Origin of the sequence: Streptomyces sp. NPDC001634 (assembly GCF_040298185.1) — a bacterium.
Lineage (GTDB): Bacteria > Actinomycetota > Actinomycetes > Streptomycetales > Streptomycetaceae > Streptomyces.
Genome location: NZ_JBEOZU010000080.1, coordinates 23,294 through 43,509 on the forward strand (window position 1 = coordinate 23,294; position 20,216 = coordinate 43,509).

Annotated in this window: 18 protein-coding genes; 13 read left to right on the forward strand and 5 right to left on the reverse strand. The window is 71.3% G+C overall.

What is annotated here, in order from left to right:
- Positions 1 to 81: 81 nt before the first annotated feature.
- Complete coding sequence (rpmB, locus tag ABT186_RS36990) at positions 82 to 267, reverse strand: 50S ribosomal protein L28 (RefSeq protein ID WP_220646355.1); 186 nt, start codon at positions 265 to 267, stop codon at positions 82 to 84.
- A gap of 296 nt (positions 268 to 563) precedes the next feature.
- On the opposite strand from rpmB, the gene ABT186_RS36995 reads away from it, so the two are divergent.
- Positions 564 to 2,288, forward strand: coding sequence for a DAK2 domain-containing protein (locus tag ABT186_RS36995; protein WP_351235254.1), 1,725 nt, complete (start codon positions 564 to 566; stop codon positions 2,286 to 2,288).
- 95 nt (positions 2,289 to 2,383) lie between these two features.
- On the opposite strand, the gene ABT186_RS37000 is transcribed toward ABT186_RS36995, so the two are convergent.
- Together ABT186_RS37000 and ABT186_RS37005 are read right to left on the reverse strand one after the other, a co-directional pair.
- Entirely contained in the window at positions 2,384 to 5,296 is a 2,913-nt protein-coding gene (locus tag ABT186_RS37000) for a tetratricopeptide repeat protein (RefSeq protein ID WP_351928844.1), read from the reverse strand.
- Complete coding sequence (locus ABT186_RS37005; RefSeq protein WP_351928854.1) at positions 5,293 to 7,140, reverse strand: HSP90 family protein; 1,848 nt, start codon at positions 7,138 to 7,140, stop codon at positions 5,293 to 5,295. Before ABT186_RS37005 ends, ABT186_RS37000 begins: the two co-directional genes overlap by 4 nt.
- Before the next feature lie 169 nt (positions 7,141 to 7,309).
- Here ABT186_RS37005 and recG point away from each other — a divergent pair, with 169 nt between their 5' ends.
- The 8 genes from recG to mutM all read left to right on the forward strand — a co-directional run bounded on the left by recG (position 7,310) and on the right by mutM (position 15,013).
- The gene (recG, locus tag ABT186_RS37010) at positions 7,310 to 9,514 is read left to right on the forward strand and encodes an ATP-dependent DNA helicase RecG (protein WP_351235258.1); all 2,205 of its coding nucleotides are present in this window, start codon (positions 7,310 to 7,312) and stop codon (positions 9,512 to 9,514) included.
- A 162-nt stretch (positions 9,515 to 9,676) separates the two neighbouring features.
- The gene (gene rsmD / locus ABT186_RS37015) at positions 9,677 to 10,264 is read left to right on the forward strand and encodes a 16S rRNA (guanine(966)-N(2))-methyltransferase RsmD (RefSeq protein WP_351235260.1); all 588 of its coding nucleotides are present in this window, start codon (positions 9,677 to 9,679) and stop codon (positions 10,262 to 10,264) included.
- A gap of 26 nt (positions 10,265 to 10,290) precedes the next feature.
- Entirely contained in the window at positions 10,291 to 10,770 is a 480-nt protein-coding gene (coaD, locus tag ABT186_RS37020; protein WP_351235270.1) for a pantetheine-phosphate adenylyltransferase, read from the forward strand.
- A gap of 122 nt (positions 10,771 to 10,892) precedes the next feature.
- Positions 10,893 to 11,966, forward strand: a complete 1,074-nt coding sequence (locus ABT186_RS37025; RefSeq protein WP_351928846.1) for a F0F1 ATP synthase subunit B — start codon at positions 10,893 to 10,895, stop codon at positions 11,964 to 11,966.
- A gap of 165 nt (positions 11,967 to 12,131) precedes the next feature.
- Entirely contained in the window at positions 12,132 to 12,776 is a 645-nt protein-coding gene (locus ABT186_RS37030; RefSeq protein WP_351235264.1) for a YceD family protein, read from the forward strand.
- Positions 12,777 to 12,778: 2 nt separating this feature from the next.
- The gene (gene rpmF, locus ABT186_RS37035; protein ID WP_003951102.1) at positions 12,779 to 12,952 is read left to right on the forward strand and encodes a 50S ribosomal protein L32; all 174 of its coding nucleotides are present in this window, start codon (positions 12,779 to 12,781) and stop codon (positions 12,950 to 12,952) included.
- A 19-nt stretch (positions 12,953 to 12,971) separates the two neighbouring features.
- Positions 12,972 to 13,799: a ribonuclease III gene (rnc, locus tag ABT186_RS37040; protein WP_351235266.1), complete on the forward strand. Its 828-nt coding sequence runs from the start codon at positions 12,972 to 12,974 to the stop codon at positions 13,797 to 13,799.
- Between the two features lie 353 nt (positions 13,800 to 14,152).
- The gene (gene mutM, locus ABT186_RS37045; protein WP_351928848.1) at positions 14,153 to 15,013 is read left to right on the forward strand and encodes a bifunctional DNA-formamidopyrimidine glycosylase/DNA-(apurinic or apyrimidinic site) lyase; all 861 of its coding nucleotides are present in this window, start codon (positions 14,153 to 14,155) and stop codon (positions 15,011 to 15,013) included.
- On the opposite strand, the gene ABT186_RS37050 is transcribed toward mutM, so the two are convergent.
- Positions 14,986 to 15,387, reverse strand: a complete 402-nt coding sequence (locus tag ABT186_RS37050; RefSeq protein WP_351928850.1) for a winged helix-turn-helix transcriptional regulator — start codon at positions 15,385 to 15,387, stop codon at positions 14,986 to 14,988. The two genes, mutM and ABT186_RS37050, sit on opposite strands and share 28 nt — an antisense overlap.
- 135 nt (positions 15,388 to 15,522) lie before the next feature.
- On the opposite strand from ABT186_RS37050, the gene ABT186_RS37055 reads away from it, so the two are divergent.
- On the forward strand, positions 15,523 to 16,107 hold the full coding sequence (locus ABT186_RS37055) for a flavodoxin family protein (RefSeq protein ID WP_351223878.1): 585 nt from the start codon (positions 15,523 to 15,525) through the stop codon (positions 16,105 to 16,107).
- 99 nt (positions 16,108 to 16,206) lie between these two features.
- On the opposite strand, the gene ABT186_RS37060 is transcribed toward ABT186_RS37055, so the two are convergent.
- Positions 16,207 to 17,160 carry a CAP domain-containing protein gene (locus tag ABT186_RS37060; RefSeq protein WP_351223880.1) on the reverse strand — a complete coding sequence of 318 codons (954 nt, stop codon included), beginning with the start codon at positions 17,158 to 17,160 and terminating at the stop codon, positions 16,207 to 16,209.
- A 142-nt stretch (positions 17,161 to 17,302) separates the two neighbouring features.
- Between ABT186_RS37060 and ABT186_RS37065 the strand changes: the two genes are divergently transcribed.
- The 3 genes from ABT186_RS37065 to ABT186_RS37075 all read left to right on the forward strand — a co-directional run.
- Positions 17,303 to 17,584: an acylphosphatase gene (locus tag ABT186_RS37065; RefSeq protein ID WP_351223882.1), complete on the forward strand. Its 282-nt coding sequence runs from the start codon at positions 17,303 to 17,305 to the stop codon at positions 17,582 to 17,584.
- A 380-nt stretch (positions 17,585 to 17,964) separates the two neighbouring features.
- Complete coding sequence (locus tag ABT186_RS37070) at positions 17,965 to 18,168, forward strand: hypothetical protein (RefSeq protein ID WP_043444185.1); 204 nt, start codon at positions 17,965 to 17,967, stop codon at positions 18,166 to 18,168.
- A 222-nt stretch (positions 18,169 to 18,390) separates the two neighbouring features.
- Positions 18,391 to 20,216, forward strand: a 1,826-nt coding sequence (locus tag ABT186_RS37075; RefSeq protein ID WP_351928852.1) for a chromosome segregation SMC family protein, incomplete at its 3' end; no start/stop codon positions are given.

A 20,216-nucleotide genomic window follows, 5' to 3' on the forward strand; every position in this document is an offset into this window, starting at 1 on the left:
GCTCAGTGCGGCGAACCAGCGGTGGCCGCGCGCATGGGGGTCCCCCCTGCTCGAGCGAAGCCGAGAGCTTGGGGGATGGCGTCAGCGCGCGACCTTGCCGGCCTTGATGCACGAGGTGCAAGCGTTCACGCGCTTCGGCGTCCCGCCGACCACGGTACGCACACGCTGGATGTTCGGGTTCCAGCGGCGGGACGTACGGCGGTGCGAGTGCGAGATGTTGTTGCCGAAGCCCGGCCCCTTGCCGCAGACGTCGCAGTTGGCAGCCACGGGTCACTCCAAAGACTTCAGATGCACTTACGGATGAGTCCCGGCATGCCGGGATCGAGATCGTAGGATCTGAGTGGCGTTGCCAGGGGGAAGGCCCGACCTGGATCGGGCAACCGGAGCAGCATACAACGGCTGCGCCCGTAGAACGAAACTACCACGGCTGCCCCGGACCCCGCCCCGGCCCCCGGAGCGGGCCGCCCGGAGCCCCTTCACGGGCGTCCCCCGGGCCCTCTTCCTGGTCGGACCCGCTCTGGGTCTACGCTGCCTCCCACGTCCAGCAGCTCAAGGAGGCGCAGGTGGCGCAGGTGCCGCAGCCATTGGATGCTCTCGCGGTGCGCACCTGGTGCGGTCTCGCGCTTCAGGCGCTGGGGCGGGCGCGCGAGGAGATCGACGCGATCAACGTCTATCCCGTGGCCGACGGGGACACCGGCACCAACCTGTATCTGACCGTGGAGTCGGCCGCGGCTGCCGTCGAGGCGGTCTTCACGGGGTACGAAGCGGGCGGCACGCAGCGGCCGACGCTCGCCGATGCCGTCCGGGCCATGGCGCACGGGGCGCTCATCGGGGCACGCGGGAACTCCGGGACGATCCTCGCGCAGCTGCTGCGGGGCATGGCGCAGGTGCTCGCCGCCGACGGGGCGACCGCCCACGCCGACGCGCTGGGACTGCGGCTCGCCCTCCGGCAGGCGGCCGACTCCGCGCGGGAGGCCGTCGCACACCCCGTGGAGGGCACTGTTCTGAGCGTCGCCTCGGCCGCCGCCGACGCGGTCACCGGTGCCGAGGGCGACTGCGGCAGTGTCGCGCGGGCGGCGTACGTGGGGGCGCGGGCGGCCCTCGCGGCGACGCCCGGACAACTGGCGGTCCTGGAGCGCGCAGGTGTGGTCGACGCGGGCGGCACGGGGCTGGTGGCGGTGCTCGCCGCGCTGGTGGAGACGCTCACGGGAGAGGCGCCGCGGGTGACCGTGGAGGCGCCGGCCGCGTTCGGCGGCTCGGAAGCCACCCACCACGCGCGCGTGCACGACGCCGCGACGGACGTGCCACCGCACACGCCGGCCCGGGAGCCGGCACACGCGCCTCGGGAATGCACGGACGACGGCGGGCCCGCGTACGAGGTGATCTACCTCCTGGAGGCCGACGACACGGCCGTGGCCCGGCTGCGGGAGCGGCTCGACGCGCTCGGGGACTCACTGGTCGTGGTCGGCGGGGACGGGCTGTGGAACGTCCATGTGCACGTCGACGACGCGGGCGCCGCCGTCGAGGCGGGCGTCGAGGCCGGGCGGCCGTACCGGATCCGGATCACGCACTTCGCCGCCGGGGACGTGCACACCACGGGCGCCGAACGCCCGCCGCGCGAGCGGGCCCAGCGCGCGGTCGTGGCCGTGGTGCCGGGAGAGGGCCTGGCCGGGCTGTACCAGGAGGCCGGGGCGACCACCGTGCTCGCCCGGGCAGGGGAGCCGCCCGCGAGCGGTGAGCTGGTGGAGGCGGTACGGCGGGCGCACGCGCGCGAGGTGGTGCTGCTGCCCAACGACGCGGACCTGCGCCACACCGCGGCAGCCGCGGCCGAGCAGGCACGGACGGAGGGCGTCCGGGTGGCGTTGATCCCGACCCGGTCCGCGGTGCAGGGGATAGCGGCGCTGGCCGTGCACGAGCCGGAGCGGCATTTCGACGAGGACGTCGTGGCGATGACGTCGGCGGCGGGGGCGACCCGCTACGCCGAAGTCGCGGTCGCGGAACGGCAGTCCTGGACGATGGCCGGCATCTGCCAGGCGGGCGACGTCCTCGGCCTCATCGACGGCGACGTCGCGGTCATCGGCTCCGACGTCACCCGGACGGCCGAGACGGTTCTGGACCGCATGCTCGCGGCGGGCGGCGAGATGGTCACCCTGGTCCTGGGCGACGAGGCCCCGGAGTCGATCGCGGCGTATCTGGAGTCCCGGGTGCGCGAGTCGTATCTGGCGGTGGACACGGTGGTGTACCGGGGCGGCCGCCAGGGGTCGCTGCTGCTGATCGGAGTGGAGTGAAGCGGAACCACTGAATCCGCGCCGCACGCACCCGGCGTGCTCGGTCCGGGTGACACCGGGTACCCGCTCCACGGGGCGGGCACCCGGCGGGACCGTCACCGGTCCGGCTGCGCCTCCATCAGCTCCAGCATCCGCTCCGCCTCCGCCCGCCGCGCCCCGGCCGTCTCCGAGCCGCCGTCCGTGTCCCCGTAGTTCTCGTATGCCGACAGCACAGCACGCGCGCGTGCCGACGCCGCGGCCGGGCGGCCCAGATCGGCCTCCAGCCAGCCCGCGGCCAGTTCCGCTCCGGTACGGAAGTCCAGGGCACCCGCACCGAGGGAAGCGAAGACCGAGATCGCCTCCGTGACGTGGGTCAGCGCCTCCTCGAAGGCCGTCCGCAGCACCTCCCCGTCGGGGTCGTCGCCGACCGACCGGGCGATCAGGTCGCCGAACTGCCGGTGGGTGTTGCCGAGTTCCACGACAAGGCGGTCACGCGTCTCGTCGTCCTGCGCGGACTCCGCCGCCGACGCGCACTCCTGCAGCGCCTGCGCCATCAGGTCCCGCGCCGCGTCCGGGCCCGTCTCCTCGCCGGCCGCGAGCCATGCCCGGGCCCGCAGGGCGCGCACCAGGCCGTGTGTGTTGCCCAGCTCGCGCCACAGTTCGCCGGCCCGGGCGTACGCCCGGGCCGCCTCCGCGTCCAGGTCCGCCCGGCCCAACGCCTCGGCGGCCAGATGCGCCAGCATCGCGTGGTCGCGCTGCTTCGGCCAGTGCCGGGCGATCTCCGCGGCCTGCAGCCACCGTTCCGCCGCCGCGCGGTGCTCGCCCAGCTCCGTGTGGCAGTCGCCGAGCCACCACTGCGTCTGCACGATCGCCCCGTCGCCGTGCGTCTCGGCGGTCAGATCGGGCAGCGCCGACTCCAGGACCTCGGCCGCCTCCGCGAAACGGCCCAACTGGAGCAGGAAGCCGCCCAGCTGGTGCCGTGCCCACGCACCCAGCGTCGGGCCCTCGCCCGCCTCGTCGGCCCAGTGCGCCGACTCCAGGGCGTGCTCGGCGGCCTCCGCGAACCGCCCCGACGCACCCAGCACCTCCGCCAGCTGGAGGTGCAGCTGGGCTTGTCCGACCGGCTCCAGGAGCCCCTGGCCGTGCTCCAACGCCCCGCGGGCCGCCCGCTCCGCCGTCTCCGCGTCGCCGACCTGACGCGCGATCTGCGCCAGCCGCGCCTCGTGCTCCACCGCGAACCACGGCAGGCCCGCCGCCACATACTCCTCGGCCGCCCGCGCCAGCAGCTCCGCCGCGGCCTCCACGTTCCCGGCGCCCGCCGCCAGCTCCCCGAGCATGGACCTCGCCTCGGCGGCCCGGGACGCGAGCCGCACCTCGGCCGTGTGCGGCTCGGCGAACGCCAGCAGCTCCCGTACGGCCTCCTCGGCGGCCTGTGCGGAGCCCTCGCCCTCCTGCAGCCGGTGCATCAGGATGCGGGCGCGCCCGACGAGCACGGACGCCGTCTGCCGCACCCCCGTACCGCCCTCCTCGAAGAGGGCGAGCACCTGCTCGCGCAGCCCGGTGACCGTCTCCAGCGCCTCCTCGGGGCGGCCCGTCAGGGCACGTACGAACGCTGCACGCGCGCGTGCCGCCAGCGCCTCACCGGGGTCGTCCGCCGCCAGGTACAACTCGGCCGCGCGCTCGAAGAGTTCGGCGCCCTCCCGGCCACGGCTCAGGGCCTCGTGGTCGGCGAGGTCCGCGCGGTCCCGGGGCTCCAGCTCCCCGGCCTCCGCGGCGCACGCCACCGCGGCCCACGCGTCCATGGCGCCCGGATGCAGCGCGTCCGACAGACGCCGCGCCTCGGCGAGCAGCGCCGGAAGGTCGCGTTCGAGGGCCGCCGGAGCAAGGGGCGGGGGCGCCGCCACCGGTGCCGGGCGCGGTGTGCGCACGCCCAGCGGCAGCCGGTCCACCAGCGGGCGGCGGTCCATGCGCTCCCGGGTGCGCTCACTGACGTACGACGTCCCGTTGCGCGCGTCGAAGCGGGCGGCGAGCGACAGCGCCTCCTCGCGCGCGTGCACGGCCAGTTCGCGCGCCGTCCACTCCCGCCCCGCCGGGCCGGGAACCGTCCGCTCGCCGAGCCCCCGCTCGACCAACAGGTCCATCAGCAGCGCCACCACTGCAAGGAAGTCCAGCTTGCTGCGTGGCTCCCCGGAGTCCGTGAAGTACGCCGGGCGCTCGGCCAGGAGTTCGAGGCCGCGTGCCTCGTTGCCGCTCAGCGCACAGAACTCCACGTGGTACGCGTACGAGCTGCGCATGCTCTCCATGGCCCGGACCAGCCGGAAGCCCCGCAGATGGTGCGCCCGCGCGTCGTCGTGGCGGCCCAGACGCAGCAGCGGCAGCAGCGAAGCGGCCAGCACGGCGTGCGGCTCGTGCGCGCAGACGTACTCGCCCTCGAGGACCGGCCGCCACAGCTCCAGCGCCTGCTCGTCCTCGCCCTTGTGTGCCTGCCACCACCCCTGGTCGTGCAGCTCGCACGCGTGGCAGTCGGCCATCTCGTCGCGGTCGGCGGCCAGCCACGACGCATACGCCCGCTCGGCCCGCGCCAGGTCCCCGACATGCGCGGCGACGCTGAACTCCGAGCTGCGCACGGCGCGTTCGGAGTGGCCGGCCAGCCGGTAGCGGTGCTCCATCTCGCCCAGCCACTTCTCCATCGAGGCGAGCGGGATGTGCGGCTGGCCCAGCATGCCCGCCGACATCCACTTGAACACCCAGTGCAGCGAGTGGGCCTCGTACTCGTCGAAGTCCTCGGGCCGCTCGTCCCACATGCGCAGCAGACGCGCGAAGGGGACGAACATCTTGTCTTTCTCGGAACTGTAGTTGTAGACCTTCAGCTGGTGCCCGAGAGCCTCGATCACGGCCAGCGGGATGTTCAGCTTCTCCGCCTCCACGAGCAGCCGCTCCGCGCGCGTGTTGCGTGCCGGGCCCTCCGGCTGTTCGTAGTTGTCCGCCATCGCCTGACGCAGCGAGTCGAAGTCCATGACCTGGCTCATCGGGAGCCGTCCTCCGGGGAGTCGGTGTGGGTGGCCCATTCGAGCAGGCCGATGAACGCGCGGTTCAGCAGCGCGGAGTCGGCGGGCCGCAGGGGGCGCTGGGCCATCAGCAGGGCCTGCCCGTAGAGGGACTCCGTGGCGGTGCCGATCAACTCCCGGTCCTTCAGGGAGCTGATCCTGCGGATCAGCGGATTGAGGTGGTTGAGGACCAGACGCGCCCGGGGAGCGCTGCCCCGCAGCGAGCCCAGGATCCCCGCCCAGAGGTCGTCGGCCTGCTCCTCCGCCTCCGCACGCGCCTGCTCGTGACGGGCCGCCCGGTCGTCGAGGTGCAACGCCGGCACGGAGAGGGGATGGAACGCACGGAGCACGACATCGCAGCCCAGCGGATCGAGTTTGGCGCGCGCGGCCCCCAGGAAGGCCGACAGCGCCAGCTCCTCGGCCGGGTCCACCGCGTCCAGATGCGCGGTCACGGTGTCCGCGTCCAGCTCGGCGACCACCGTCCCCGGGCGCACCGACGGCAGCGCCTCCACCAGCTCGCTGTCGTACGTGTAGCCGCCGTTCACCACCCCGACGCCCTGCGCCGACGCGATCGGCGCGACCTGGCGGTACTCCTCGACGGTCCGCGTGAAGTGCACGACCGGGTGCCGCTGCGCGAACTCCTCCAGGGACAGCCGCCCGTCCGTGGTCTCGAAGGGGAGCCACGGCAGCATGGTGCGCAGCATCTCCTTGTCGTGCCGCGCGAGCGACTTCACGCCCAGGTAGTGCACGGACAGGAAAGCGGCAAGACGCTCGGGGTCACCGGCCGCGAGCCCGGTCAGCCACGACCGGATGCGCTCCCCGAGAGCCTCGCGCACGGCCGCCAGGGTCTCGTCCTCGTACAGCGACTCGCGCGACGCCGTCGGCCGCAGACTGTCCGTGTCGAGCACACAGCGCACGAAGAATGCCCAGTCGGGCAGCAGCTGTTCGGCCCGCTCGGTCAGCAGCATGCCCTTCAGGTGCACGCGATGGCTCGCCCGCTGCGCCGGGCTGACCGCGGTCGGCAGCACGTACGCCACACCCCGGATGCCCGCGAGCGGCACGTCCAGGTCGATCGAGTCCAGCGGGGTGAAACCGAACAGATCGTGACAGTGGCGCGCCAGGGCCACCCTTCGGGTGGCGGGGGACGGATACTTGCGGTCCCAGGGCGCGGGCAGGTCCGTGATCGCCTCGTCGCCGACCCGGACGTCGTACGGCAGCAGCGACCCGAAGTCCCGTGCGAGGGACCGCACTCGGTCCGCGGAGAGCCAGTCGGCGGCGCCGGGACGCGCCACCAGATGCACGGTGGTGCCGGGTTCGGGCCGGGCGTCGTCGGGCAGCGTCCGCACGACGTACGAACCGTCGTCGGTTGCCGTCCACTCCACGGGTGCCGCGTCCGGCGTACGGGCGCTGCGGCTGACGACGCGGATGCGCTCCGCGACGACGAAACACGCCAGCAGCCCGATGCCGAACTGCCCGAGGAAGTCGGAGCGGGCCTCCTGCAGCCCCTCGGCCCGCTTCGAGCTGCGCCCGATGGTGGCGAGGAGGCTGTGCACGTCGGCCTCGGTGAGTCCGACGCCCGAGTCCTCGACGCGCAGGGCACCGCCGTCGGCGTACAGCCGGACCGTGCCGGGCGCGTCCGGCTGCTCGGCCCGGCGCGCGGTGATCGCGTCCACGGCGTTCTGCAGCAGTTCGCGCAGGTAGACCTTGGGACTGGAGTAGAGGTGATGGGAGAGCAGGTCCACCAGACCGCGCAGGTCGACCTGGAACGTATGAGGTGATTGAGGTGACTGTGGTGCCTGTGATGACTGCGAGGTCTGGGAGTCCATCGTCACGGCGCCGTGGGTGGGGGAACGTCGACGGCGCGGGGTCGGGCGGTCCCGGTGGGGCGGTGACCGCGGAGGCGAGCCGGGGGGTGCGCCATCCTAGGCCCCGAACGACCCGCCTGACCAGCGGATTTCCAAGACGTATACGGCATTGTCGGTGCTGTGGTGTGCAATGGATCTCGTGCCTGCACTGGAAGAACCGCTGAAGAAGGTGCTCGGCCCCGCCACCGCGAAGGTGATGGCCGAGCACCTCGGCCTGCACTCCGTCGGAGATCTGCTCCACCACTACCCGCGCAGATACGAGGAGCGCGGCCAGCTCACCCACCTCGCCGACCTTCCGATGGACGAGCACGTCACGGTGGTCGCCCAGGTCGCCGACGCCCGGCTGCACACCTTCGCCTCGGCGAAGGCCCCCCGAGGCAAGGGCCAGCGCCTGGAGGTCACGATCACCGACGGCAGCGGCCGCCTCCAGCTGGTCTTCTTCGGCAACGGCGTGCACAAGCCCCACAAGGAGCTCCTGCCGGGCACACGCGCACTGTTCGCGGGCAAGGTCTCCGTCTTCAACCGCAGGCTCCAACTGGCCCATCCCGCCTACGAGCTGCTGCGGGGCGAGGACGTGGCGGAGACGGTGGACAGCTGGGCGGGCGCTCTGATCCCGATCTACCCGGCCACGGCCAAGCTGGAGTCCTGGAAGATCGCCAAGTCGGTGCAGACGGTGCTGCCGAGCGCCCAGGAGGCCATCGACCCCCTGCCGGACTCCCTCCGCGACGGCCGGGGCCTGGTCTCCCTGCCCGAAGCCCTCCTCAAGATCCACCGCCCGCACACGAAGACGGACATCGCCGACGCCCGTTCCCGCCTCAAGTGGGACGAGGCCTTCGTCCTCCAGGTCGCCCTGGCCCGCCGCCGCCACGCGGACACCCAGCTCCCGGCCGTCGCCCGCGTCCCCGGTCCCCACGGCCTGCTGACGGCCTTCGACGCCAGACTCCCCTTCACCCTCACCGAGGGCCAGCAGAAGGTCTCGAAGGAGATCTTCGACGACCTGGCGACCGAACACCCGATGCACCGGCTGCTGCAGGGGGAGGTGGGTTCGGGAAAGACTCTGGTGGCGCTGCGCGCCATGCTCGCCGTCGTGGACGCGGGCGGGCAGGCCGCCATGCTCGCGCCCACCGAAGTGCTCGCCCAGCAGCACCACCGGTCGATCGTCGAGATGATGGGGGAGCTGGCCGAGGGCGGGATGCTGGGCGGGGCCGAGCAGGCCACCAAAGTGGTGTTGCTGACGGGGTCCATGGGAGCGGCCGCGCGGCGGCAGGCGCTGCTCGATCTCGTCACCGGGGAGGCCGGGATCGTGATCGGCACCCATGCCCTGATCGAGGACAAGGTGCAGTTCCACGACCTCGGCCTGGTCGTGGTCGACGAGCAGCACCGGTTCGGGGTGGAGCAGCGGGACGCGCTGCGCAGCAAGGGGAAGCAGCCGCCCCATCTGCTGGTGATGACCGCCACGCCGATTCCGCGGACCGTCGCGATGACCGTCTTCGGTGACCTGGAGACCTCCGTTCTCGACCAGCTCCCGGCGGGCCGCTCGCCGATCGCCGGCCATGTCGTGCCGGCCGCCGACAAACCGCACTTCCTGGCGCGGGCCTGGGAGCGCGTGCGCGAGGAGGTCGCGGGCGGTCATCAGGCGTACGTCGTGTGCCCCCGCATCGGCGACGAGGAGGACGATCCGAAGAAGGCGAAGAAGTCGCCCGAGGACGAGGCGGAGAAGCGACCCCCGCTCGCCGTTCTCGATATCGCCGACCAGCTCGCCAAGGGGCCGTTGCAGGGGCTCCGGGTCGAGGTGCTGCACGGGCGGATGCAACCGGACGACAAGGACGCCGTGATGCGCCGGTTCGCCGCCGGTGAGACGGACGTCCTGGTCGCGACGACGGTCATCGAGGTCGGCGTGAACGTCCCGAACGCCACCATGATGGTGATCATGGATGCGGACCGCTTCGGGGTCTCGCAGCTGCACCAGCTGCGCGGCCGTGTCGGCCGGGGCTCGGCACCCGGGCTCTGCCTCCTGGTCACCGAGATGCCGGAGGCGAGCGCCGCCCGCCAGCGGCTGAACGCGGTCGCCGCCACCCTCGACGGCTTCGAGCTCTCCCGCATCGACCTCGAACAGCGCCGCGAGGGCGACGTCCTCGGCCAGGCCCAGTCCGGAGCCCGTTCCTCGCTGCGCATGCTCGCCGTCATCGACGACGAGGAGATCATCGCCGAGGCGCGCCAAGAGGCCGCCTCGGTGGTAGACGCAGACCCGGAACTGGAACACCTGCCCGGCCTGCGCACGGCGCTTGACGCCTTGCTGGACGACGAGAGGGAACAGTACTTGGAGAAGGGGTGAGGCCGGCGCCCCTGAAAGGGGCGCGGGGGCCGTCTCGACATGCGGCTCCGCCGCGTGGGCGCGAGCAATCCCTACGGACCCGCAGCAGCTCACAACCGAACGCAGCCCCCTCTTCGCCTGCCAAACTGGATCCGTAACCACCATGACGAACAAGGACCCGAGATGACCCGCGTGATCGCCGGCGCAGCCGGCGGACGCCGCCTGGCCGTCCCGCCGGGAACCGGCACCCGCCCCACCTCCGACCGCGCACGCGAGGGCCTCTTCTCCACCTGGCAGTCCCTGCTCGGCGGCCCGCTGGACGGTGAGCGGGTCCTCGACCTGTACGCCGGCTCGGGCGCCGTCGGCCTGGAGGCGCTGTCCCGCGGGGCCGGCCACACCCTGCTCGTCGAGGCCGACGCCCGGGCCGCGCGCATCGTCCGGGAGAACGTCAGGGCGCTCGGCCTCCCCGGCGCCGAGGTCAGGGCGGGCAAAGCGGAACAGATCATCCGGACCCCGGCGCCGGCGGACCCGTACGACCTCGTCTTCCTGGACCCCCCGTACGCGGTCTCCGACGACGATCTTCGCGAGATTCTGCTCACACTCCTCTCGGGGGGCTGGCTAGCGGCCGATGCCCTCGTCACCGTGGAGCGCAGCACCAGAGGCGGAGAATTCCGGTGGCCGGACGGCTTCGACGCGATCCGGGCCCGTCGTTACGGCGAAGGGACGTTTTGGTACGGTCGCGCCGCCTCTACGTGCGAAGACGCACGATGACCGGACCGGAGAGCGAGGGATCACAAGTGCGCCGCGCCGTCTGTCCCGGGTCGTTCGACCCGATCACCAATGGACACCTCGACATCATCGCCCGCGCTTCCAAGCTGTACGACCAGGTGTACGTGGCGGTGATGATCAACAAGGCCAAGAAGGGTCTCTTCGAGATCGACGAGCGGATCGAGCTCATCCGCCAGGTCACCGCCGAGTTCGGGAACGTCGAGGTGGAGGCCTTCCATGGTCTCCTTGTCGACTTCTGCAAGCAGCGCGACATTCCAGCCATCGTCAAGGGCCTGCGCGCCGTCAGCGACTTCGACTACGAGCTGCAGATGGCCCAGATGAACAACGGCCTCTCCGGAGTGGAGACGCTGTTCGTCCCCACCAATCCCACCTACAGCTTCCTGTCCTCCTCGCTGGTCAAGGAGGTCGCGGCCTGGGGCGGGGACGTCTCCCACCTCGTGCCGCCGGTCGTCCTGGAAGCCCTCAACGAGCGTCTCAAGAAGGACTGAGCGGGCCCCCGGCGGGCCCCGCGGAACCTGACAGTCCATCATCCGGTGTCGGGCGGGGCGGGTGTGGCCGTACAGTCGACCCGTCCGTCTCCATCACAGCTGTAGAGAGTGGCGAGCACACGGTGGACGTGCAGAAGAAGCTCGACGAGATCGTCGCGGCGGTCTCCAGTGCCCGGTCGATGCCCATGTCGGCTTCGTGCGTGATCAACCGCACCGAGCTGCTCTCGATGCTGGAAGAGGTGCGTGCGGCGCTGCCCGGCTCCCTGGCCGAGGCCCAGGAGCTGATCGGTGACCGTGAGCAGATGGTCGAGCGGGCCCGCCAGGAGGCCGAGCGGATCATCGAGACGGCGCACGCCGAGCGCGGCTCCCTGATCTCCGACACGGAGGTCGCGCGCCGCTCCCACAACGAGGCCGACCGCATCCTGACCGAGGCCCGCCAGGAGGCCGAGGAGATCCGCGCGGAGGCCGACGACTACGTCGACTCCAAGCTCGCCAACTTCGAGGTCGTCCTCACCAAGACCCTCGGCTCGGTCGGCCGCGGCCGCGAGAAGCTGCTGGGCACCGGTCCGGGCCTCGACGAACAGGGCTACGAGGACGAGGACGCCCCCGAGCGCAGCCACGACCCCGAGACCCTGCGCCGCGACGCGGACGCGTACGTGGACGCCAAGCTGGGCGCCTTCGAGGCCGTCCTCGCCAAGACCCTGGAGGCCGTCGGCAAGGGCCGCCAGAAGCTGCACGGCCGTATCGCCACCGACGATCTCGGCGCCCTCGCCGACGACACGACGACCGTCCAGCACTCCAGCGACGCCGACTACCTCGCCGATCTCGCGGCCCTCGCCGACACCCCGGAGCGGACCCTTTCGGTCCCGGCTCAGGCGCCCTCGGTCCCGGCCCAGCAGACCCAGCCGGCCTACGCGCAGCAGCAGGATCCGTACGGGTACCAGCAGACCGACCAGTACGGCTATCAGCAGACGTATGCCCAGCAGGACGCGTACGGCTACCAGCAGGCCGATCCCTACGCCGTCTACCCGCAGGCACAGACCTACGACCAGCAGGCCGTCGCCTACGCCCACGGGCAGGACACACAGCAGGGTTACGCCCAGGACAACGCCCTGGACGAGACCAGCCTGTTCGACACCAGCATGATCAGTGCCGAGCAGCTGAGGGCGTACGAACAGGGACGCGGCGGTCACTGAGCGTTCCCGCCGCGCGCGCCGGGGGCGCCCGGAGAGCACCGGATTGGGCCCTGAGCGAAAGGTCCAGTATCCTGGCTCTTCGGTCGCGCGTACACTTCGCGACTTGCGCTGCCCGGAACACCGCGGGGCGGCGTCCCCCTGAAGCTTCGAAGACCGAAAGCAGGAATGGCCCTGAACGCCCGCCTCGACCACCGCAACCCCCTCGTGTTCGACACGCACGAGCTGGGTCGGCGTCCTGGTGCGCTGCAGCGCCTGACTCGCACGGTCGACGCCCCGAAGGACTTCGGTATCCAAGGGGTCGTCGGAGTGCCGGAAGGCTCCCCGGTGGAGCTCGAACTCCGGCTCGAGTCGGTCATGGAAGGGGTGCTCGTCACAGGCACCGTCCGTGCATCGGCCGAGGGGGAGTGCGTAAGGTGTCTGGAGCCGGTCGAGCTGGAGCTCGACGCGGACTTCCAGGAGCTGTTCTCGTACCCTGACGCCGACGACCGGGGCCGTGTGATCGCGGAACCGGGCGACGACGCCGAGGACGACGAGGACAGGTTCTTCCTCGAGGACGGACTCTTCGACCTCGAACCTCTGCTGCGCGATGCGGTGGTGCTCGCACTGCCGATGCAGCCGGTGTGCCGGGAAGACTGCCCGGGTCTGTGCTCCGAGTGCGGAGCGCGGCTGGCGGACGACCCGGACCACCACCACGACGCCGTCGACATCCGGTGGGCGGCTTTGCAGGGACTCGCCGATTCACTCGAACCCGGCGATAAGGACGAGATGAGCGGCGCCGAAGCGGGCGTCGACGAGAAGCAGGAGAAGTAGCCGTGGCTGTTCCGAAGCGGAAGATGTCGCGCAGCAACACGCGCCACCGCCGGTCGCAGTGGAAGGCTGCGGTCCCCACCCTGGTTGCGTGCGAGCGCTGCCACGAGCCCAAGCAGCAGCACATCGCGTGCCCGTCGTGCGGCACCTACAACAAGCGCCAGGTTCTCGAGGTCTGAGCGGCTGGTGAGAGGTCTGATGTCTGACGCCAAGGCGGACCCAAGCGCCAGGAAAAAGGCGGACAACACAGCCTCGTCCCACACGCTTCTGGAAGGGCGGCTCGGCTACAAGGTCGAGTCCGCCCTTCTGGTGCGTGCTCTGACCCACCGCTCGTACGCGTACGAGAACGGCGGTCTGCCGACGAACGAGCGCCTGGAGTTCCTCGGGGACTCCGTACTCGGTCTCGTCGTCACCGACACGCTGTATCGCATCCACCCCGACCTGCCCGAGGGCCAGCTGGCCAAGCTGCGGGCCGCGGTGGTCAACTCGCGTGCGCTGGCGGAGGTGGGCCGCGGGCTCGACCTCGGCTCCTTCATCCGGCTCGGCCGGGGCGAGGAGGGCACGGGCGGCCGGGACAAGGCGTCCATCCTTGCCGACACCCTTGAAGCGGTGATCGGCGCTGTCTATCTCGACCAGGGGCTGGACTCGGCGGCGGAGCTGGTGCACCGCCTGTTCGACCCGCTGATCGAGAAGTCCTCGAATCTCGGTGCCGGCCTGGACTGGAAGACCAGTCTCCAGGAGCTGACCGCGACCGAGGGGCTCGGCGTGCCCGAGTACCTGGTCACGGAGACCGGCCCGGACCACGAGAAGACCTTTACTGCTGCCGCCCGCGTCGGAGGCGTCTCGTACGGCACCGGCACCGGCCGCAGCAAGAAGGAGGCGGAGCAGCAGGCCGCGGAGTCGGCCTGGCGCTCCATCCGCGCCGCCGCGGACGAGCGCGCGAAGGCGGCGGCCGAGGCGGAGGAGTCCCCCGACGGGGACGCCGATTCCGCTTCGGCCCCGGCGAGCGACTCGGCCACGGCCTGAATCCTTCACACGACGGACCCCGCCCCGGCGCAATCGCCGGGGCGGGGTCCGTCGCTTTCAGGGGTTGGTCCCTTTCCGGGGTCCGTCCCTTTCAGCCGACCAAGCGGCCGTGGCGAAGTCGGCTGCGTTCGGCAGCGCCCTGAAGGGGCGCGGGCTGTATCGATCTGCGGCTCCGCCGCGATGGGGGTCCCCCTGTTCGAGCGAAGCCGAGAACTTGGGGGATCGACCAGCCAGGACGGGCCTGCAGGCGATCGACGACCAACCGCGGCACTTCCCGCGGAGCGCTTGGTCGATCCCACCTGATCAAGAGGTAACCTGCGGACGTCGCCCCGTTCACCCTTCCGGAGGAATCCGTGCCCGAGCTGCCCGAGGTCGAAGTCGTGCGGCGCGGCCTGGAGCGCTGGGTCGCCCACCGGACCGTCGCCGAAGCCGAGGTGCTGCACCCGCGCGCCGTCCGCCGGCACACCGCGGGCGGCGAGGACTTCACGCACCGGCTGAAGGGGCAGCTCCTCGGCACCCCGAGCCGCCGTGGGAAATACCTCTGGATTCCCGTCGAGACCACCGGCACGGCGATCCTGGCCCACCTCGGGATGAGCGGCCAGCTCCTCGTCCAGCCGCACGACGCCCCCGACGAGAAGCACCTCCGCATCCGCCTCCGGTTCGACGACGTCCTCGGCACCGAGCTCCGCTTCGTCGACCAGCGCACCTTCGGCGGCCTCTCGCTGCACGACACCGCCCCCGACGGGCTGCCCGACGTCATCGCGCACATCGCCCGCGACCCCCTCGACCCGGTCTTCGACGACGAGGCCTTCCACGAGGCGCTGCGCCGCAAGCGCACGACCATCAAGCGGGCCCTGCTCGACCAGTCGTTGATCAGCGGCGTCGGCAACATCTATGCGGACGAGGCCCTTTGGCGCGCCCGCATCCACTACGAGCGCGCGACCGCGAACTTCACCCGCCCGCGCACGGCCGAACTCCTCGGCCACGTACGGGATGTGATGAACGCCGCGCTCGCCGTCGGTGGCACCAGCTTCGACAGCCTCTACGTCAACGTCAACGGGGAGTCGGGCTACTTCGACCGGTCGCTGGACGCGTACGGCCGTGAGGGACTGCCGTGCCGGCGCTGTGCCACGCCCATGTGCCGCCGCCCCTGGATGAACCGCTCCAGCTACTTCTGCCCGAAATGTCAGAGGGCGCCGCGCGTCTGGTCGTAACGCTCGCGTGCCGTCAGCACATCGTCCATCCGCCCCTCCACGAAGTGGATGAGGGTGAGCAGGCGTGCCGCGACCTCATGGCCCAGCGGGGTCAGTTCGTAGTCCACGCGCGGCGGGTTCGTCGGCTGGGCCTCGCGGTGCACCATTCCGTCGCGCTCCAGCGCGTGCAGGGTCTGGGACAGCATCTTCTCGCTCACGCCGTCCACTCGGCGACGCAGCTCGTTGAAGCGGAACGGGCCCTCGTACAGGGCGCCGAGTGTGAGCGCGCCCCAGCGGCCCGTGACGTGCTCCAGCGTGCCGCGCGAGGGGCAGGCCTTGGCGAACACGTTGTACGGGAGGTTCTGCTCCTCGGTGCGCTCGTGCGTGGTGGTCATGTCCCAAGCGTACTCGAGCGCAGCGCTAACCGACGGGTTGCACTATCTATCAGTTAGTGCTTTCCTTTCGTCATCGGCGCTGAACGGCCAAATCGTCGCGGCGCTCCGTTTTCACCTTCCTTGGGAGTACGAATCGTGACCACCCCCGTTGTCTCCATCGCCTACCACTCCGGCTACGGCCACACCGCCGTTCTCGCCGAGGCCGTACGGGACGGTGCCGTGGAAGCCGGTGCCCAAGTGCACCTGATCAAGGTCGACGAGATCACCGACGAGCAGTGGGCCGCCCTCGACGCCTCCGACGCGATCGTCTTCGGCTCGCCGACCTACATGGGCACCGCGTCCGGCGCCTTCCACGTCTTCGCCGAGGCGTCCTCGAAGCGCTGGTTCGGGCAGGACTGGAAGGACAAGCTGGCGGCCGGCTTCACCAATTCCGGCTCCAAGAGCGGCGACAAGCTGCACACCCTGCAGTTCTTCCAGATCCTGGCCGCGCAGCACGGTATGAACTGGGTCAACCTCGGACTGCACCCGGGCTGGAACAACAGCGGCGGCTCCGAGCACGACCTCAACCGCCTCGGCGTCTTCGCGGGAGCCGCCGCCCAGACGAACGTCGACGAGGGCCCGGAGGCCGTCCACAAGGCCGACATCGCCACCGCGGAGCACCTCGGCCGCCGCATCGCCGAGACGGCCCGCGTCTTCGCGCTGGGCCGCGCGGCGGCGTAGGCACGAGGCCGCCCGCGACCGCGGTCGCCGGGCGCCGACACGGCCAAGCCCCCGCACGGATTCACCGGGCGGGGGCGCGTGTACGACGTAGGCCGTCCGTCAGTAGCCGAAGTCCTGCGTCCACCACGGGCCGCCCGACCCGAAGTGCACCCCGACACCCAGCGTCCTGAAGTCGCAGTTCAGTATGTTCGCCCGGTGCCCGGGGCTGTTCATCCAGGCGTCCATCACGTCCTGGGCGGTCGCCTGGCCGCGGGCTATGTTCTCGCCGCCCAGGCTGGTTATGCCGAGCGCGGCCGCGCGGTCCCAGGGGTCCTTGCCGCCGGGGTCGGTGTGGTCGAAGAAGTTCCGCGCGGCCATGTCCGCGCTGAACGCCTCCGCCAGCTTCTTCAGGGCCCCGTTCGCGGTCACCGGGCTGCAGCCGACCTTGGCCCGCTCCTGGTTGACCAGCTTGATCACCTCGGCCTCGACGGCGCCCTCGGAGGACACCTTCCCCGGCGGTGTGGCCGTGGGCTCCGTTGCAGCATGGCTCGCCGGCGGCGCGGCCGTGGCCGACTTCGACGCCGAAGGGGACGGCGTCGGTGCGGGTTCCTTCGTCGGCGTCGACGAGGACGCCGTGGCCGACGGGGCCGTGGCCGGCGCCGAGGAACGGTCCGCGTCACGGCTCGTGGACGTGGACCCGCGGTCATCGGCGGTGCCGCTCGTACCGCCCTGCTGGGTGGCGAAGCCCGACGGGGTGGTGCCCCCGGCCTGTGCGTTGCCGGAGCCGCCGCTCACCGAGAACTGCTTGCCCCCCGGCAGCACCCCGGTGGCGACCGCCACGGTTCCCAGCGCAACGGCTGCGGAGACACCCAGCAGGCCCGTGCGCACCGGCGTCGCGGCCTTCCTCTTGCGGTGCGAGCGGGTCGCGAGCCGCTCGGCCTCCAGGACAGCTGCGAAGCCGTAGAGGTTCTCCGGCCCGTAGCCCTCCGTGGGAATCTGGTGCTTCTGTGTGACTTCGGTGGCGCGGCCCCCCGTGGCGGCGCGTCCGGCGGCGGAGCGTCGGTGGCGTCCCATCTGCTGGCCTTCCTGGTCTTACGGTCAGCGCTCCTCACTCGAACGAGTGAGTTTCACATGAGATTTATATGGATCGGGACGGTACCGCATGGCGCAAGGGGAGGAAGTGCCCGGAGGGACATTGGCCGGTTAGCGTGCAGCCATGAACGACGATGCTCGGCTTGTGGCATGGGTGCGCGGACGTGTCCAAGGTGTGGGTTTCCGCTGGTTCACCCGGGCCAAGGCGCTGGAGATCGGCGGCCTGAGTGGCTTTGCCCTCAATCTGGACGACGGACGGGTCCAGGTGGTCGCGGAGGGGGCCCGGGACGGGTGCGAGGGCCTGCTGGACTGGCTCCGGGGCGACGACACACCCGGGCGTGTGGACGGAGTCACTGAGATTTGGGACACGCCCCGCGGCGGCTACGACGGCTTCGGGATCCGCTGAGCCCGGGGTGCGCAGCCGCCCGTCGGAAGCGGAGGGACATGCCACTGGCACCTGCCCGAAGCAGAAAGGGCCTGGTGGTTGCCAAGAACCGCTTGTCGTGGCAGGCTCCGCAGCAAAGGATGATCTCCCCGCCCTCAGGGGCCCGCAGGAGCCGCAGCGCCGCCCGTCAAGGGCCGCGCGCGTCCGGGTTGCCCGCCAATACAGGGCGTGATCGTGTTGACCGTCAAACTTTTTGGTGAGACGCTGAAAGCCCCGCGCACCTTAGCTGTTTGGCATGTAAGAACGGCAGCAAGAACTCAAGAGTGCCAAGCACCGCGGGTGCGAATCCCTCACGACCCACACCGCTTCGGTCGGTCACTCAGTGTGGAGGACCATCCATCATGGCAAAGGCGCTTCTCGGTTACGTCGGCGGCTCCGACCCGCGACTCCTCGCCGAGATGCGACGGCTCCAGCAGCGCGTCCAGGAACTCGAATCCGAGCTTGTACGGATCCAGGCGGAGAACGACGCGCTGACGGCTGCCGCTTCTCACGACAGGATCATGGAGAGCATCGACGCACACCAGGCGGAGCCTGCGCTCACCTGATCACTGCATCGCTCCACAAAGGCACAAGCAGTGGTTGGGCTGCCCGTATCAACCGCTCAGTTGTCAGAGTTGCAAGGGACGCCTCGGCGTCCCTTCTTTCTTGCCCCCGCGCACCCTTTCATTCTCTTTAACGGATGGTGTGCCCTGCACGTTCATATGTGAAACCGCGGGGTTGCCAGGGTTCATAGAGTGAGATACCGGCGGAAGGTAGAGTTCAGCGGCGTGCACCTCAAGGCCCTGACCCTCCGCGGGTTCAAATCGTTCGCCTCGGCGACCACACTCCGGTTCGAGCCGGGGATCACGTGTGTCGTGGGGCCCAACGGCTCGGGCAAGTCCAATGTCGTGGACGCCCTCAGCTGGGTCATGGGCGAACAGGGGGCCAAGTCGCTGCGCGGCGGCAAGATGGAGGACGTCATCTTCGCCGGCACCACCGGGCGCCCGCCGCTCGGCCGCGCAGAGGTGTCCCTGACCATCGACAACACCGACGGCGCCCTCCCCATCGAATACGCCGAGGTCACCATCACGCGGATCATGTTCCGCAACGGCGGCAGCGAATACCAGATCAACGGCGACACCTGCCGCCTTCTCGACATCCAGGAACTCCTCTCCGACTCCGGCATCGGCCGTGAGATGCACGTGATCGTCGGCCAGGGCCAGCTCGACTCCGTCCTGCACGCCGACCCCATGGGCCGCCGCGCCTTCATCGAAGAGGCCGCGGGTGTGCTCAAGCACCGCAAGCGCAAGGAGAAGGCGCTCAGGAAACTGGACGCCATGCAGGCGAACCTCGCCCGCGTCCAGGACCTCACCGACGAACTGCGCCGCCAACTGAAGCCCCTGGGACGGCAGGCGGCGGTTGCACGCCGCGCGGTCGTGATCCAGGCCGACCTCCGCGACGCCCGGCTGCGCCTGCTCGCCGACGACCTCGTACGACTGCGGGAGGCGCTCAAGGCCGAGGTCGCGGACGAGGCCGCGCTCAAGGAGCGCAAGGAGGCCGCCGAGGCCGATCTGAAGAAGGCCCTGCAGCGCGAGGCGCTTCTGGAGGACGAGGTACGGCAGCTGACGCCCCGTCTCCAGCGGGCCCAGCAGACCTGGTACGAGCTGTCCCAGCTCGCGGAGCGGGTGCGCGGCACGGTCTCGCTGGCCGACGCGCGTGTGAAGAGCGCCACCTCCCAGCCCCCGGAGGAGCGGCGCGGACGCGACCCCGAGGACATGGAACGCGAGGCCGCACGCATCCGCGAGCAGGAGGCCGAACTGGAGGCCGCCCTGGAGGCGGCCGAGCGCGCGCTGGAGGACACCGTCGCTCACCGGGCCGAACTGGAGCGCGAACTGACGCTGGAGGAGCGGCGCCTGAAGGACGTGGCCCGCGCCATCGCCGACCGCCGCGAGGGCCTGGCCCGGCTGAACGGTCAGGTCAACGCGGCCCGTTCGCGCGCGGCCTCCGCCCAGGCCGAGATCGACCGGCTCGCCGCCGCGCGAGACGAGGCGCAGGAGCGCGCCGTCGCCGCCCAGGAGGAGTACGAGGCCCTCAAGGCCGAGGTCGACGGTCTCGACGCCGGCGACGCGGACCTGACCGAGCAGCACGACGCGGCGAAGCGGGCACTCGCCGAGGCCGAGTCGGCCCACTCGGCGGCCCGGGAGGCGGCCACCGCGGCCGAGCGCAAGCGCGCGGCGGTCGCGGCCCGCCACGAGGCCCTCGCCCTGGGCCTGCGCCGCAAGGACGGTACGGGCGCCCTGCTGGGCGCGAAGGACCGTCTCTCCGGCCTGATGGGCCCGGCCGCCGAACTGCTCTCGGTCACCCCCGGCTACGAGATCCCTCTCGCGGCGGCCTTCGGCGCGGCCGCCGACGCCCTCGCGGTCACGACGCCCGCCTCCGCGGCCGAGGCCATCCGCCTGCTGCGCAAGCAGGACGCGGGGCGGGCCGCGCTGCTGCTGGCGGGCGCGCCGGACGAGCCGGGAGGCGAGGCACCGGCCGGTGGTGCCGGCGCCCGACCGGGCGCCGAGGCGTCCGGGGAAGGCAGCGGATACGGGCACTTCCACGGGCACGGCAC